We start from the raw sequence: 15700 nt of genomic DNA on the forward strand, positions 1-15700 counted from the left end.
GATTAACGCGGCAGGGCGGTTCCCCACTCACGCCACTCTTTAGGTTCGCTTTCAAGCAGCAGGAAGTGTTTGCCCGGCTGTGCTTTCGGCGCCAGCGGTGTACCCGGCGGCGTGGCGAAAGCAATACCGCCGCGAATAAACTGGTTGAACGTACCGGTTTTCACCACGCCGCCCGTCAGGCCGAAGTCCAGTGAATAGCCAGAGGCCAGCCAGAACACCGAGTTATTCCGTACCAGATGCTGGTAACGATCGCTGATGCGTAACGCCACCATCACGCGGTCGGAGAGCGTCCCGAGCGTCAGGCCGGTCACCGTTCCCACTTCAATACCGCGGAACAGAACTGGCGTGCCGATGCTAAGCGAGCCGGCTTCCGGTACCTCCACCACAATGCTCAGACCATCAAGATAGCGCGAGTCGGTGATGGTGGCTTCCTGCAGTTCAAAATCACGACGCGCGTTGCCACGGCCAGGCTCGACGTTAATATACGGCTGCAGGATGGTGTCGAGATGCTCAACGCCCGCGGCCGAGATCTGCGGCGTCACCACGGAGAAACGCGTGCCTGAACGGGCAAACGTCTGCACATATTCCGGATAAAGCACTGCGGTGGCTTGCACTTCATTGCGGGCGGTGATCAGCGTCAGCTTCTGGATCTGTCCGATATCAATGCCCAGGTAGCGGATAGGCATTCCTTCCGCCAGCTTCCCGGCATCGAAGGCGTGCAGGGTAATCTGCCCGCCAACCGCACGTGCAGCGGTTTCAGACGGGAAGAGGATACGCTTGTCACCCTTGCGCATATTGCCGCCCGCGCCGGGCAGATTATCGAAGCTGATCGCCCCGCGCAGCGCGCGCGAGAGCGGGGAGGCCTGCACGGTCAGCCCGCTACCGTTGAGCTGAACTTTTGCGCCACCTTCTGCCCAGAAGACGCTGTTCGGGGTAAGCAGTTTCCGATACTCCGGCTTGATGTGCAGTTCAATATCAAAGGCGTCTGCACGAGGGCGAACGGTAATGACTTCCCCAACTTCAAACTTGCGATACAGAACGACCGAGCCTGCCTGAACGTCCGGCAGCGTTTCCGCACTTAACGTCAGCGTGGTGGTCGGCAGATCGCTCATGCTGTTTTCAATCGCTTTATCCAGATTGGCATACAGCGGATAGCTGTCGCGGACAGGACCTTTGCTGCCCGGCAGGATGCGGATCCCGCCGTTCACCCACTCGCTCGCACTGGCTCCGAGGAATTCAACGCCGTCCAGCCCGACCTTCACGTCTACGCGGCTGTTAACCACGAATTTGCTGTCGCCATGCACCAGATTTCTGTATTGCGGATCGATTGCGGCGGAGAAGCTTACACCATTTTCCGACAATGACCGCTCCAGCACCTGGCCTACCTGCACGCCGTGTAAAATCAGCGGCTGACCGGCTTCGATACCGTAACTTTCCGGCGCGTTCAGCGTAATGGTCACCACGCCGGGTTTTTGCAGCAGGGCTTTATCCGCCGGGGCAACCACAAAGGTGTTGCTGGGCTGGCCTTCGCCGGGGATCAACTCGAAGGTACTGCCTGTCAGGAGGCTGCTGATGCTGGCATCACTCAGGGACAGTTTCGGGCTGCGCATTTCGATACGCGTTTTTTCGCGCAGAAGATCCACCACGCTTGGGTCAACCGTCATCTCCCCGGTTACGGAACCGCCCGGATTGAGCGTCATTTTGGTGAGCTGACCGACCTCAAGCCCCTGATACATCAGCGGCGTAGAACCGGCTTTTAACCCTTTGGCATCGGGCAGGGCAAGTTTGACGATCACGCCACGCTGGCTGTGCGCCAGGTCGGCATACAGGCCAAACGTGTCATCTGCGGCGGCAGGGCTGGAATTTTCCGGGGAGTCAAAGGCAATGGCACCATTGACCAGCGCGGCCAGACTTTCAAGCTTCACTTTCGCACCGCTGAGGCTTAGGTCAGCATCCACGCCGGAAACGTTCCAGAAACGGCTGCCTTTTTTCACCAGATTGGTAAAGCGACGCTCGATTAACACATCGATAGTTACCCCCTGCTTGTTGGGGTTGATGGCGTAATCGTACACCCGGCCCACCGGGATTTTACGGAAGTACACCAGCGAGCCGCTGTTGAGTGACCCCAAGTCCGGCGCCTGCAGGTGGATCATCAGATCGCCGTTATTGAGACGATATTTGGGCTGCGTATCAAGCGCCACAAAGTGATCCTGTGGCTCACCTTTACCGGGCATCATGCCGATATAGTTCCCGCCAACCAGCGCATCCAGACCTGACACCCCTGCCAGAGAGGCCTTTGGCGTGACCAGCCAGAACTGCGTTTCGCTGCGCAGCGCGTCCTGCATATCGGATTTTATGCTGGCCCGCACCTGAATCTTATTCAGCCCTTTTCCAAGGGAGATATCCTGGACGGTACCGACTTCCACCCCCTGGAAACGCACCGGGGTACGTCCGGCCACAATGCCGTCGGCAGACTGGAAATCAATGGTGATGGTACTTCCGCGATCTTCATAGCTCGTCCAGATAAGCCAGCCTGCAATCATCAGGGCGATGACAGGCAGCAACCAGAATGGCGAAATGCGGCGTTTTGTTTTAATTCTCGCTTCAGTCGGCGAAGCGGGGGTTTCCTGACTCATGTGCATCCCAAAGTAAGCGGCTATCCAGCCATTCCACAGCAAGAATAGTCAATATCACCGCAGAGCCGAAATAAAAAGCTGCGGGTCCCATTGTAAAAGCAAGTAGCTGGTCGCGGTTAATCAGCGACATCATCAACGAAATCACGAACAGATCCAACATCGACCAGCGGCCAATCCAGGTAACGAAGCGCAGGAGCAGGATACGGGTACGTAAGCCTTGCTCACATTTAAAGTGAATACTGATGAGCAGGGTAAACATCACTACCACTTTGGTAAACGGCACCAGAATACTGGCGATAAACACAATTGCCGCCACGCCAATATTACTGTGCGCAAGGGAGATAATGCCCGAGAGGATGGTATCCTCCTGCCGCCCGCCATTCACGTAAATAATGGATATCGGCAACATGTTGGCAGGAAGCAGGAATATCAACGAGGCAATGAGGGCGGCCCAGCATTTTTGCAGGCTATTGTTGCGCCGCAGTCGCAAGGGAATATGGCAGCGTGGGCAGCGGCCGCGCGCATCGGGCAGCCCGGTGTAGTGGCAGCCCAGACAGACCCGGAGATTCTCGTCCGGGCGCGTGGCGGGGCGCTGCGGGTAAAATCGCTCCCAGAGCTGCTCAACGTTGAGATGGATCAGCGTCAGGATACTGAGCAATACCAGACAGATAAAAGCAAAGAGGCCGACGCCCGGTTGCAGAAACGCGTAGTCCTGCACTTTTATGGAGGCCACGCCAACGCCCACCAGATAGATATCCAGCATCACCCACTCTTTGAGTTTATCGAGCATCAGCAACACCGGACGCAGGTTCATGCCGAGAATATTACCGAACCAGAGATACGCAATGGCGGCGACCAGCACCAGCGGTGCACCAACGGTGCAGAAAAGCACCATGGCTGCGGTCACCGGATCGCCCTGGCGCGTCATCTGCCAGATCCCCTGCAGCACGTTGGCATCAATGCGCACGCCGAGCAGGTAGAGCTTTAGCAGCGGCTCGCTCCAGGCAAAGGGCATCAACAGCAGCATGGTGACCGCCATGGCGGCGAGACGGGTTAATGACCAGTCGCGGCCGTCACGAATTTTGGCGTCGCAGCGGGGACAAAAGGCGCTTTGGTGCGATTTCATCTTCGGCAACATAAAAAGCGTATCGCACTGGGGGCAACGCTGATAATGTGCACGAGGCAAAGCTGCGCTTACCGTATGGACAGTTATCTTTTTTGTCGGCGTGATTTTGGTTGTTTTTAAGGCCATCAGTTGCGCACAAATAGGTATTGTTGAAAGTTATAATAACTCATGAATGGATTCATCTTGAGCATGAGCGCATTTAATGCTTATTTTAATAGGCTATGCGGTAATTTTGTAAGACAACTAAGTGATTGAAGAATGAACAAAACAGAATTCTACGCGGATCTGAACCGCGATTTTAAGGCATTGATGGCGGGTGAGACCAGCTTCTTAGCCACTCTGGCAAATACTAGCGCATTGCTGTTTGAACGTCTCTCTGACGTGAACTGGGCCGGTTTTTATCTTCTGGAAGGTGAAACGCTGGTGCTGGGGCCGTTTCAGGGCAAACTGGCCTGCGTGCGCATTCCGGTAGGCCGGGGTGTCTGCGGCACGGCAGTCGCCGAGAATCAGGTACAGCGTGTGGAAGATGTGCATGCGTTTGACGGGCACATTGCCTGTGATGCCGCCAGTAATTCTGAAATCGTGCTGCCGCTGGTGGTAAAAAATCAGATTATTGGCGTTCTGGACATCGACAGTACGGTCTTCAGTCGCTTTACAATCGAGGACGAACAGGGGCTGCGCGAGCTGGTGGCGAATCTGGAAAACGTTCTTGCAGCAACCGATTATCAAAAATTCTTTGCGAGCGTCGCAGGATAATCAACGGATAACGTAGCATTTACTGATAGCGTCATTATAATGACGCCTGTTCATGCCTGCGCTTGTTGGCAACGTCCGTTGTAATCAGGAAATTTCATGGAAAATCAACCTAAGTTGAATAGCAGTAAAGAAGTTATCGCATTTCTGGCCGAGCGTTTCCCACAGTGCTTCAGCGCTGAAGGCGAAGCTCGTCCCCTGAAAGTCGGTATTTTTCAGGATCTGGTAGCACGCGTTGAGGGGGAAATGAACCTCAGCAAAACTCAGCTGCGTTCCGCCTTACGTCTTTATACTTCGAGCTGGCGCTACCTGTACGGTATCAAACCGGGCGCGACTCGCGTGGATCTTGACGGCAACCCATGTGGTGAGCTGGACGAGCAGCACGTCGAGCATGCGCGTAAGCAGCTTGAAGAAGCCAAAGCACGCGTTCAGGCACAACGTGCAGAACAGCAGGCGAAAAAACGTGAAGCCGCTGCGGCAAACGGCCAGGAAGAAGCGCCTCGTCGTGAGCGTAAACCGCGTCCTGCACCGCGTCGCACGGAAAATAACGATCGCAAACCGCGTGCTGACAAACCAGCAGCTAAAGCCCCGCGCGCGCCTCGTGAAGAGCAGCGCCACACTCCGGTTTCAGACATCAACGCCCTGAGCGTCGGTCAGGCACTGAAGGTAAAAGCGGGTAACAATGCAATGGACGCCACCGTTATGGAAATCACCAAAGATGGCGTTCGTGTACAGCTGACTTCTGGTATGTCAATGATTGTACGCGCAGAACACTTGTTGTTCTGAAACGGAGGCCAAGCCTGGCATGAACACTTTTTTTAAGCTCACCGCGCTGGCGGGCCTGTTTGCCATAACAGGCCATGCTTTCGCAGTGGACGATATTACGCGTGTTGATCAAATTCCGGTTCTCAAGGAAGAGACGCAGCACGCGACGGTGAGCGAGCGTGTGACGTCACGCTTCACCCGTTCGCACTATCGTCAGTTCGATCTCGATCAGGCCTTTTCGGCCAAAATCTTCGACCGCTATCTGAACTTGCTGGATTACAGCCATAACGTACTGCTCGCCAGCGATGTCGAGCAGTTCGCCAAACGTAAATCCGACGTCGGTGATGAGCTGCGTTCCGGCAAGCTGGATCTGTTCTACGATCTGTATAATCTGGCACAAAAGCGCCGCTTTGAACGTTATCAATATGCGCTGAAAGTGCTGGAACGTCCGATGGACTTCACCGGCAACGACACCTTTAATCTGGACCGCAGCAAAGCGCCCTGGCCGAAAGACGAAGCCGAGTTGAACGCCCTGTGGGACAGCAAAGTGAAGTACGACGAACTGAGTCTCAAGCTCACTGGCAAAGATGAGAAAGAGATCCGTGACACGCTGACGCGCCGTTACAAGTTTGCCATTCGTCGTCTGGCACAAACCAACAGCGAAGATGTTTTCTCGCTGGCAATGACTGCCTTTGCCCACGAAATCGACCCGCATACGAACTATCTCTCCCCGCGTAACACCGAACAGTTCAATACCGAAATGAGCCTGTCTCTGGAAGGTATCGGCGCGGTGCTGCAGATGGACGACGATTACACGGTGATCAACTCCATGGTTGCGGGTGGCCCGGCATCAAAAAGCAAAGCGATAAGCGTAGGCGATCGCATTGTCGGTGTAGGCCAAACCGGGCAGAACATGGTTGATGTCATCGGCTGGCGTCTGGACGATGTGGTTGCGCTGATCAAAGGTCCGAAAGGCAGCAAAGTTCGTCTTGAAATTCTGCCTGCCGGGAAAGGCACCAAAACCCGTATCGTAACCCTGACCCGCGAGCGTATTCGTCTTGAAGACCGCGCGGTGAAAATGTCGGTGAAAACCGTTGGTAAAGAGAAGGTGGGTGTACTTGATATCCCTGGCTTCTACGTAGGGCTGACCGATGACGTAAAAGTGCAGCTGCAGAAGCTTGAGAAGCAGAACGTCAGCAGCGTGATCATCGATCTGCGCAGCAACGGCGGTGGTGCACTGACAGAAGCTGTCTCTCTGTCTGGCCTGTTTATCCCGTCTGGTCCGGTCGTGCAGGTGCGCGATAACAACGGTAAAGTGCGTGAAGATGCCGACAATGATGGCGTGGTTTACTACAAAGGCCCGCTGGTGGTGCTGGTCGATCGCTTCAGTGCGTCAGCGTCAGAAATCTTTGCCGCTGCAATGCAGGACTATGGTCGCGCGCTGATCGTGGGTGAGCCGACGTTCGGTAAAGGTACCGTGCAGCAGTATCGTTCCCTGAATCGTATTTACGATCAGATGCTGCGTCCGGAATGGCCTGCGCTGGGGTCTGTTCAGTACACCATTCAGAAATTCTATCGTGTGAACGGCGGCAGTACGCAGCGTAAGGGCGTGACGCCAGACATCATGATGCCGACAGGCACGGAAGAGACGGAAACCGGTGAGAAGTTTGAAGATAACGCGTTGCCGTGGGATAGCATCAATGCCGCGACTTACGTGAAAGCCGGTGATATGACCCAGTTTGGTCCGGAGCTACTGAAAGACCACAACGAACGCATCGCGAAAGATCCTGAATTCCAGTACATCATGAAGGACATTGCCCGCTTTAATGCCCTGAAAGAAAAACGGAATATTGTTTCTCTTAACTACGCTCAGCGTGAGAAAGAGAACAATGAGGATGACGCAACGCGTCTGGCGCGTATCAACGATCGCTTCAAACGTGAAGGTAAACCGTTGCTCAAGAAACTGGACGATCTGCCAAAAGATTACCAGGAGCCGGATCCGTACCTGGACGAGACGGTACATATCGCTCTTGACCTGGCGAAACTCGAAAAAGCCAGGCCCGCCGAGCAACCTGCTCCGGCAAAATAATCCCCAACAGGCACAAGAAATTGTGCCTGTTTCTTTTTGTTCTGCATCCTTCCGTCAGGCAGATTTCCAATTGTGTAAAGTTGTGTCTTTCTGGTGACTTACGCCCTTCGGATGCTTGAAAATAGCCACAATACCCATACGATGTGGGTAATCGCATAGTGCGTTTTGTTAAACTGAGGTTAAAAGAAAATTATGATGCGAATCGCGCTCTTCCTGCTCACCAACCTGGCGGTAATGGTGGTATTCGGGCTGGTGCTAAGCCTGACAGGAATTCAGTCGAGTAGCGTTCAGGGTCTGTTGATTATGGCGCTGCTGTTTGGTTTTGGTGGCTCTTTTATTTCACTTCTGATGTCGAAGTGGATGGCGCTGAAATCGGTAGGTGGTGAGGTCATTGAACAGCCGCGCAACGATATGGAGCAGTGGCTGATGAATACGGTGGCGCAGCAAGCTAAGCAGGCGGGGATCGCCATGCCGCAGGTTGCCATTTACCATGCGCCGGACATCAATGCCTTTGCTACGGGTGCCCGTCGCGATGCGTCGCTGGTTGCCGTAAGTACCGGGCTGCTGCAGAACATGAGCCGTGACGAAGCCGAAGCGGTTATCGCGCACGAAATCAGCCACATCGCGAACGGTGACATGGTAACCATGACGCTGATTCAGGGCGTGGTGAACACCTTTGTGATCTTTATTTCCCGTATTCTGGCGCAGATTGCCGCTGGCTTTATGGGTGGAAACCGCGATGAAGGTGAAGAGAGCAACGGTAACCCGCTGATCTACTTCGCGGTATCAATGGTTCTGGAACTGGTGTTCGGCATTCTGGCCAGCATCATCACCATGTGGTTCTCCCGTCACCGTGAATTCCATGCGGATGCCGGCTCTGCGAAACTGGTTGGTCGTGAGAAGATGATTGCTGCCCTGCAGCGTCTGAAAACCAGCTACGAGCCGCAGGAAGCAAACAGCATGATGGCATTCTGCATTAACGGTAAATCAAAATCGTTGAGCGAGCTGTTTATGTCTCACCCGCCGCTGGATAAACGTATTGAAGCGCTGCGCAGTGGGGAATACCTGAAGTAACGCTGAAGATGCAGTCTGAGCCGGGCGGAGGTAACTCCGCCCGGCTTTTTTTACGCCTGTACGCTGGGCTGCGTGACGCGCAGGCCGCTGACGATCGCGGCAAGTGTGGCAAGTGCGCCTGCGGTGAGGAGCGCAAGGTGATTACCATTCTGCCCGGCGAGGTTGAACATCAGGGCGACCAGTGCCGCACCGGTGCTTTGCCCCAGCAGGCGCGCGGTACCCAACATGCCACTGGCTCCTCCACTGCGGTGGCGCGGTGCGGAGGTGATAATGGTGTGGTTGTTCGGCGACTGGAACAGGCCAAAACCGGCACCGCAGAGGATCATACGCCAGATAATATCCAGATCCGTAGGTTGCGAGGGAAGCAGCGCCAGCGCAAACAGACCCGCCGCCATGACCGCCAGTCCCAGCGCGCCCAGTAATCCGGCATGCACGCGCTCTATGAGATAACCTGCCAGCGGTGCCATCACCATCGTTGCCAGCGGCCATGGGGTCAGCAGCAGTCCGGTCTCCACTTCCGAACGTCCTATTACGCTCTGCAGGAAAAAGGGCAGAGAGACGAGGGCGAGCATCTGGGCGCAGAACGAACAGATGGAGGTGCATATTGAGAGCGAAAAAAGCGGAATACGCAGCAGATCCACCGGCAGTAACGGCACAGGCAAAGCGAGCTGGCGGCGAACAAAGAAGTAGCCAATGATCAGCAGAGCAGCAACCTCTGCGACGGTCAGCAGGAGTGATTGACCCTGCGCAAAGCCGCTCAGGGCCGTAATCAACAGGCCAAAGGTCAGCGCATTCATCACCGCACTGGCGATATCAAAACGAGGCATGGTGCTTTTAGGGCCGTTCCCCGGCAGATAGCGCAGGGCAAAGAAAATGGCCACCATACCCAGCGGCACATTGATGGCGAACAACCATTGCCATGAGGCGACAGACAGTATAGCCGCCGCAATGGTGGGCCCGGCGGCCGAGGATACCGCCACAATAAAGGAGTTTATTCCCATTCCGCGCCCCAAATGGCGCTGAGGATAAATTAAGCGAATCAACGCGGTATTAACGCTCATCAACGCCGCGCCGCCAAAACCCTGCGCAATGCGGGCCAGCGTCAGCATATGCAGCGAATCAGAGAGGGCGCAGAAAAGGGAGGTTAAGGTAAACACAACCAGACCGCACTGATACACCCGCCGGTAGCCGAACATATCACCCAGAAACGAGAACGAGAGCAGTGAGATCACGATCGCTATCTGATAAGCGTTAACAATCCAGATTGAGCTGGCGGGTGAGGCATGCAGATCGCTGGCAATGGTGGGCAGGGCAACATTGGCAATCGCGCCGTCGAGCACGGCCATTGAAATACCGATGATAATCGTAGCGATAGCGCCATACCGCTGGGGTAAAGGCAGGCCATCGGACAGTTTTTTTTCCATGTGGGATGAATAGCTCAGTGTGAAATTATTCTCAGGGTAACTATTTTAGCACTGTTACAACCGCTTTATGTCGCAGATTTGTAACGAAGTAAACGCGGATTGATTGCAGCAGGCATGACGGGAATTTATAATAAAAACCGGTTCTGATTTTTATAAAACACTCTCTATGAGGTGATGAATGGCAATTGCAGATTTGGATAAACAACCCGATTCTGTTTCTTCCGTGCTGAAGGTGTTTGGCATCCTGCAGGCGCTCGGAGAAGAGCGTGAAATTGGTATTACAGAATTGTCGCAGCGTGTGATGATGTCGAAAAGCACCGTTTATCGCTTTTTGCAAACCATGAAGTCACTGGGGTATGTCGCGCAGGAAGGCGAGTCTGAAAAATATTCTCTGACGCTGAAACTGTTCGAATTAGGTGCCCGTGCGCTGCAAAACGTTGACCTGGTGCGTAGTGCAGATATCCAGATGCGTGAGCTCTCTCGTCTGACCAAAGAAACCATTCACCTGGGTGCTCTGGATGAAGACAGCATTGTTTACATCCATAAAATTGACTCTATGTATAACCTGCGCATGTACTCTCGCATCGGGCGTCGCAATCCGTTATACAGCACGGCTATCGGCAAAGTTCTGCTGGCCTGGCGTGACCGCGAAGAAGTGAAGCAGATTCTGGATGGGGTGGAGTACAAACGCAGCACCCAGCGTACCATCACCAGCACGGACGAACTGCTGACGGTGCTTGATAAGGTACGTGAGCAGGGCTATGGCGAAGATAACGAAGAGCAGGAAGAAGGGCTGCGCTGCATTGGTGTGCCGGTATTTGACCGCTTTGGTGTGGTGATTGCGGGCTTGAGTATCTCCTTCCCGACGCTGCGCTTCTCAGAAGAACGTCTGCATGAGTATGTTGCTATTCTTCATACCGCCGCGCGTAAGATTTCTGAGCAGATGGGCTATAACGCGTATCCGTTTTAACCCCTCTCAGCATAAAAAAACGCCGCAGACATTGCGGCGTTTTTTATCGGTCGTAAAAAAGGGTAATTAACCGTTATCAATGACGACGGAAGTTTTACGCAGGACCGGGCAGTTGGTTAACCCGATGATCCCGCTATCAGAATGCAGGTACTGGGCGGTGCTCATTCCCTGGGCGGTCAGGTATTTACACTGGATACCTAATCCAGCTGCGTTTTCGGTGCTCCCCACAAGCACGCCATATCCGGTTAATAAAAGGCCAATCCATACTACGGCCAGTGCAATAATTGTTCGAATGATTAAATGCATCATTGCCTCTTTATCTTTGTTGTCATGCCTCAAGACTAAACGGTTTACTCTATGAAACAAGTGCATGATTCTGAAAAGGGCTTACAGGCGTTACAGTTAGTCCTTGTTTAAGATAACCGTGATAACCTGTATGCAACAGGTGTTAAGACGGAGTGTGGAGTGAAAAAAATACGCTGGGTAATTCTGGTTATCGTGCTGATTGCATGCGTGGTGTTGTGGACGCAGACGATCAATGTGATGTGCGATCAGGATGTACAGTTTTTTAGCGGCGTTTGCGCAATCAATAAGTTTATTCCGTGGTAACAGGCATTTTTTCTTAAGGTGATTTCCTTCCTTCGCGCCAGTGGTAAAATGCGTGTTTTTATTGAGGTGGTGAAATGGGTGAGTTACTGAATTCAGGGCTGCTGAATATGGCATCCCTGATGGTTTCTGTCGTTGTTTTGCTGGTGGGACTTGTCATCTGGTTTTTCGTGAACCGCGCGAGCTCCCGGACGAACGAGCAGATCGAACTGCTGGAAGCGCTGCTCGATCAGCAAAAGCGTCAGAATGCGCTGTTACGCCGTCTGTGTGAGGCTAACGAACCGGAAGAGAAAGAGACGGCGAAAGAGGCTGCTGCGGAAGAGAGCGACGACAAAGACGACTTTATCCGTCTGGTGGCAGAGCGTTAATCTTTCTGACCTGGGAGGTGGTTGTGGTCTGGAAAAATCCCTGGTATGACGCCTCCCTGAAGCATCACACACCGAACGGTTTTCAGAATACCTGTCCCGTTGGGCATCAGCCCGGCGACCTTAAGCGCTGGCGTAAAGCGCGTAAAGAAGCCGGTTTGCCCAAACCTCCTGCGCTCGGTTATGACGACTTTATCCGCCAGTGGTGGCAGCCCGTGTCGCTTAATCAACCTCATGAAGATGGGGTATGGTGGCTGGGGCATGCGAGTATGCTGCTGCAAATGGACGGCAATACTCTTCTCACCGACCCGGTGTTTTCCCGACGCGCCTCTCCCGTACCGTTCCTGGGGCCCCTGCGCAGAACGCCTCCCGTTCTCTCTGTGGAACAACTCACGCAGCTTGATGCAGTGGTTATCTCCCACAATCATTACGATCACCTTGATGACGCGACCATTCGCCGTATCCTGAAGCGCTTTCCCAACGTCAGTTTCTTCGTGCCGTTAGGACTTGCACAGTGGTTTCGCCGACGGGGAGCAAGGCGCATTGTTGAGCTCGACTGGTGGCAGAGTATCACCTGGCAGGGGATAACCCTGACCGCCGTTCCGGCACAGCACTGGAGCATGCGAACATTCTGGAACCGCAATCGCTCTCTGTGGTGTGGCTGGGTCTTTGAGGGGCGACACCGCCGTTTCTGGTTTAGCGGCGATACGGGGTACTCTCCGGAGCTGCTTTTGATCCCGGAACGATTGGGCAAAATCGACGCCGCCGCGTTGCCCATTGGCGCCTATGCACCAAGATGGTTCATGGCGGTACACCATATGGATCCGCAATCTGCCGTCGCATTGTGGCAGCAGCTGGGGAGTCCCTTAGCTTTTCCCATTCACTGGGGCGTGTTTGAACTGGCGGATGAATCACTGGATGAACCAGTCAGAGAGTTAACTGACGCGCTTGTTAATTTAGCACCGGTTAATAATTCCTTCAGGATACTGAAAATTGGTGAATATTTATCCTTGTAAGCGAAGCGATGATTTGTTGCATATATTCTGCTATTAAAGCCACTATCTAATGTTTTATTTTTATCGAAACGTTTTGCTTGCCTTCTTTTGAGGCAGAGTCATAAAAATTTCATTATTTTGGTGCATAACATTTTTATTATCTGGTGATTTTTAACACAGTTTGGCCGGGCTTATTAGCTGTGTATTTTCTTTGTAACAATACAGTTGCGTTACAATGATTTGAGCATAACTTTTCACAAAATGTTCTAAATCAATCACTGTTTCCGGCTTTCTTTCGTGGGTTGCTGGACGCATTGTAATGATTGAGCTATGTTAAAAAAGTCTTTGATTACAGCGGGTGTGAAAGCAACGTTGAGTCTGTATAAGGACGAGGACTGGTTTGTACGCGGTAAGCATAAATGTGCAAATCCTTACAGGCTGTGTTCGAATTTGTGCGGCGGATCGAGACATGTTTAAAAATGGCTTGCCATATTAAACATAGTGTGTGATAACACGTTTTGGGTCAAACGAGGTACAGTTCTGTTTATGTGTGGCATTTTCAGTAAAGAAGTCCTGAGTAAACACGTTGTCGTTGACTACCGCTTCTCTGCCGAACCTTATATTAGTGCCTCAAGCAGTAATGTCTCAGTTTTATCTCAGTCAATGCCTGCGGGCTAAGAAAACACTCTAAGGAATTTTGCAAATGGCAAAGATTAAAGGTCAAGTTAAGTGGTTCAACGAGTCTAAAGGTTTTGGTTTCATTACTCCTGCTGACGGCAGCAAAGACGTGTTCGTACACTTCTCTGCAATCCAGGGTAACGGCTTCAAAACTCTGGCTGAAGGCCAGAACGTTGAGTTCGAAATTCAGGATGGCCAGAAAGGCCCAGCTGCAGTTAACGTAACTGCTATCTGATCGAACCGCTGCTGACTGAAGCGCGTAGCACTTCAATCTCAGACATAAAGCCTCGCAAACGCGGGGCTTTTTTATATGCCTTATCTTTCAAAATATTACCATCCCTGTCTCTGTTAGTACCTTGTTGCAAAGCTACGAGATTATTAGCACTGTTTTCCCCCCTCCACAGCGGCTTTTCCCGTTAAATCAGGGCGTTGTTCAACAGCCCTGGGGTTCAGGTGAAGAAGAAAATGATACCGAGTGCCGGCAGTTTCACCCCGGCACGTTTTGCTCTGCTCTGTTTTGCTATTTTTTGCAGCCTGGCATTTTTACTGGGACGCGTTGCCTGGCTGCAAATCATCAAACCTGACAATCTGGTAAAACAGGAAGATATGCGATCGCTGCGTGAGGTGGCGATTGATGCACCGCGTGGCATGATCATGGACCGTAAAGGCCGTCCGCTGGCGGTGAGTGTGCCCGTCAGGGCCGTGTGGGCCGATCCCAAAACGGTACTGGCAAAAGGTGGGGTAGGGTTTGATGACCGCTGGCAGGCGCTGGCCAGTGCGCTGCATCTCTCCCTCAGCACGCTGGCATCGCGCATTAACAGTAATCCGCAGGGGCGCTTCATTTACCTTGCCCGTCAGGTGGATCCTGCTCAGGCGCAGTGGATCGATAAACTCAATTTGCCGGGCATCAACCTGCGCGATGAGTCCCGGCGTTTTTATCCGGCAGGCCATGTGGCCGCAAACCTTATCGGTTTTACCAATATTGATGGTCAGGGGATTGAAGGCGTAGAGAAGAGCTTCAACGCGCAGCTGATGGGGAAGGCCGGGGTCCGGCAGGTGAGGGAGGACCGCTATGGACGCGTGGTGGAAAACCTGACCGAAGTGGCGCCCGTTCCTGCGCATAATATCCAGTTGAGCATTGACGAGCGTCTGCAAACCATCACCGAGGACGCGCTTGATAATGCGGTTGCCTGGAATAAAGCCGAGTCGGGTGCATCGGTCCTGATCAATATCCCCACAGGGGAAATACTCGCCATGGCGAGCTATCCCGATTTCAACCCGAACAACCGTGAAGGTGCAACGTTAAACGATTTTCGTAATCGTGCCATTAGCGATACCTTCGAACCCGGCTCCACCGTTAAGCCGCTGGTTCTGATGACGGCATTGCAGCAGGGGCTGGTGCAACCGGACAGCGTCATTGATACCCATCCGTATACTCTTGACGGTCACCGTATCCGTGATGTGGGTTACTATCCGGAACTGACGATGACCGGGATCCTGCAAAAATCGAGCGACACCGGTGTTTCCCGTCTCTCTCTGGCGATGCCCATCCAGCATCTTATCGATACCTACCGGAACTTTGGCTTTGGCACCAATACCGGGCTGGGTTTAACGGGCGAAAGCTCAGGGTTACTGCCGCAGCGTAAATTCTGGAGTCAACTCGACAGGGCAACCTTTGCCTTCGGCTACGGCCTGATGGTGACGCCCCTTCAACTGGCCCATGTCTACGCCACCATTGGCGGGTATGGGCTTGAGCGCCCGCTCTCGATCACCCGTATCGACCCGCCAGTGATAGGCCACAGAGTCATGCCAGAAAAGATTGCCCATGAAGTGGAACACATGATGGAAAGCGTGGCGCTTCCGGGCGGTGGAGGAGTGAAGGCCGCCGTACGGGATTACCGGGTGGCGGTCAAAACCGGTACGGCGAAAAAGATTGATGACAGTGGCAAGTACGTCGATAAGTATGTCGCCTATACCGCAGGCGTTGCGCCTGCCAGCGACCCGCGTTTTGCGCTGGTGGTGGTCATAAACGATCCGCAGAACGGTGCCTATTATGGTGGTGCCGTTTCAGCGCCCGTTTTCAGTGAGATCATGGGGAATGTGCTGCGCCTGGAGAACGTGAAACCGGATGGCCTGCCGGCTGATTCCGGCCACCTTATCGTCATGCGTTAACCCTGGCGTTTTATAACGGGGCGAATAGCGGTACACTTCGCCCTTTG

Annotated in this window: 14 protein-coding genes and 1 pseudogene; 11 read left to right on the forward strand and 4 right to left on the reverse strand. The window is 53.4% G+C overall.

What is annotated here, in order from left to right; all coding sequences use genetic code 11:
- Positions 1–2: 2 nt before the first annotated feature.
- On the reverse strand, positions 3–2636 hold the full coding sequence (locus tag PUZ33_RS00595) for a PqiB family protein (protein ID WP_058680168.1): 2634 nt from the start codon (positions 2634–2636) through the stop codon (positions 3–5).
- Positions 2605–3888, reverse strand: a complete 1284-nt coding sequence (gene yebS / locus PUZ33_RS00600) for a membrane integrity lipid transport subunit YebS (protein ID WP_038984489.1) — start codon at positions 3886–3888, stop codon at positions 2605–2607. The genes PUZ33_RS00595 and yebS overlap by 32 nt, the downstream gene beginning before the upstream one ends.
- 132 nt (positions 3889–4020) lie before the next feature.
- Here yebS and PUZ33_RS00605 point away from each other — a divergent pair, with 132 nt between their 5' ends.
- From PUZ33_RS00605 to htpX, 4 genes are all read left to right on the forward strand, one after another.
- Positions 4021–4518 (forward strand): GAF domain-containing protein, encoded by a 498-nt coding sequence (locus PUZ33_RS00605; RefSeq protein WP_013096117.1) that lies wholly within the window; start codon positions 4021–4023, stop codon positions 4516–4518.
- Between the two features lie 96 nt (positions 4519–4614).
- Complete coding sequence (proQ, locus tag PUZ33_RS00610; protein ID WP_020690828.1) at positions 4615–5301, forward strand: RNA chaperone ProQ; 687 nt, start codon at positions 4615–4617, stop codon at positions 5299–5301.
- Positions 5302–5320: 19 nt separating this feature from the next.
- Entirely contained in the window at positions 5321–7369 is a 2049-nt protein-coding gene (gene prc, locus PUZ33_RS00615; RefSeq protein WP_013096119.1) for a carboxy terminal-processing peptidase, read from the forward strand.
- A gap of 192 nt (positions 7370–7561) precedes the next feature.
- Positions 7562–8443 carry a protease HtpX gene (gene htpX / locus PUZ33_RS00620; protein WP_013096120.1) on the forward strand — a complete coding sequence of 294 codons (882 nt, stop codon included), beginning with the start codon at positions 7562–7564 and terminating at the stop codon, positions 8441–8443.
- 50 nt (positions 8444–8493) lie between these two features.
- Here the strand turns inward: htpX and PUZ33_RS00625 are convergent, their stop codons facing one another.
- Positions 8494–9867: an MFS transporter gene (locus PUZ33_RS00625; protein WP_058680167.1), complete on the reverse strand. Its 1374-nt coding sequence runs from the start codon at positions 9865–9867 to the stop codon at positions 8494–8496.
- A gap of 178 nt (positions 9868–10045) precedes the next feature.
- On the opposite strand from PUZ33_RS00625, the gene kdgR reads away from it, so the two are divergent.
- Positions 10046–10837: a DNA-binding transcriptional regulator KdgR gene (gene kdgR / locus PUZ33_RS00630; RefSeq protein ID WP_013096122.1), complete on the forward strand. Its 792-nt coding sequence runs from the start codon at positions 10046–10048 to the stop codon at positions 10835–10837.
- Between the two features lie 66 nt (positions 10838–10903).
- Here the strand turns inward: kdgR and PUZ33_RS00635 are convergent, their stop codons facing one another.
- Complete coding sequence (locus tag PUZ33_RS00635) at positions 10904–11143, reverse strand: YobH family protein (RefSeq protein WP_013096123.1); 240 nt, start codon at positions 11141–11143, stop codon at positions 10904–10906.
- A 159-nt stretch (positions 11144–11302) separates the two neighbouring features.
- On the opposite strand from PUZ33_RS00635, the gene mgrB reads away from it, so the two are divergent.
- From mgrB to ftsI, 6 genes and pseudogenes are all read left to right on the forward strand, one after another.
- Complete coding sequence (mgrB, locus tag PUZ33_RS00640; protein ID WP_013096124.1) at positions 11303–11446, forward strand: PhoP/PhoQ regulator MgrB; 144 nt, start codon at positions 11303–11305, stop codon at positions 11444–11446.
- A 74-nt stretch (positions 11447–11520) separates the two neighbouring features.
- The gene (locus PUZ33_RS00645) at positions 11521–11811 is read left to right on the forward strand and encodes a YebO family protein (protein WP_023620462.1); all 291 of its coding nucleotides are present in this window, start codon (positions 11521–11523) and stop codon (positions 11809–11811) included.
- A 23-nt stretch (positions 11812–11834) separates the two neighbouring features.
- Positions 11835–12824 (forward strand): MBL fold metallo-hydrolase, encoded by a 990-nt coding sequence (locus PUZ33_RS00650; protein WP_072203565.1) that lies wholly within the window; start codon positions 11835–11837, stop codon positions 12822–12824.
- A 525-nt stretch (positions 12825–13349) separates the two neighbouring features.
- Positions 13350–13494 (forward strand): annotated as a pseudogene (locus PUZ33_RS00655) (DUF2627 domain-containing protein).
- A 12-nt stretch (positions 13495–13506) separates the two neighbouring features.
- A complete protein-coding gene (cspE, locus tag PUZ33_RS00660) occupies positions 13507–13716 on the forward strand; it encodes a transcription antiterminator/RNA stability regulator CspE (RefSeq protein WP_001062678.1) in 210 nt (69 codons plus the stop codon).
- 230 nt (positions 13717–13946) lie between these two features.
- Positions 13947–15653, forward strand: a complete 1707-nt coding sequence (gene ftsI / locus PUZ33_RS00665) for a peptidoglycan glycosyltransferase FtsI (protein ID WP_072203564.1) — start codon at positions 13947–13949, stop codon at positions 15651–15653.
- Positions 15654–15700: the final 47 nt, after the last annotated feature.

This window comes from Enterobacter cloacae complex sp. 2022EL-00981, from assembly GCF_028737495.1.
Lineage (GTDB): Bacteria > Pseudomonadota > Gammaproteobacteria > Enterobacterales > Enterobacteriaceae > Enterobacter > Enterobacter cloacae.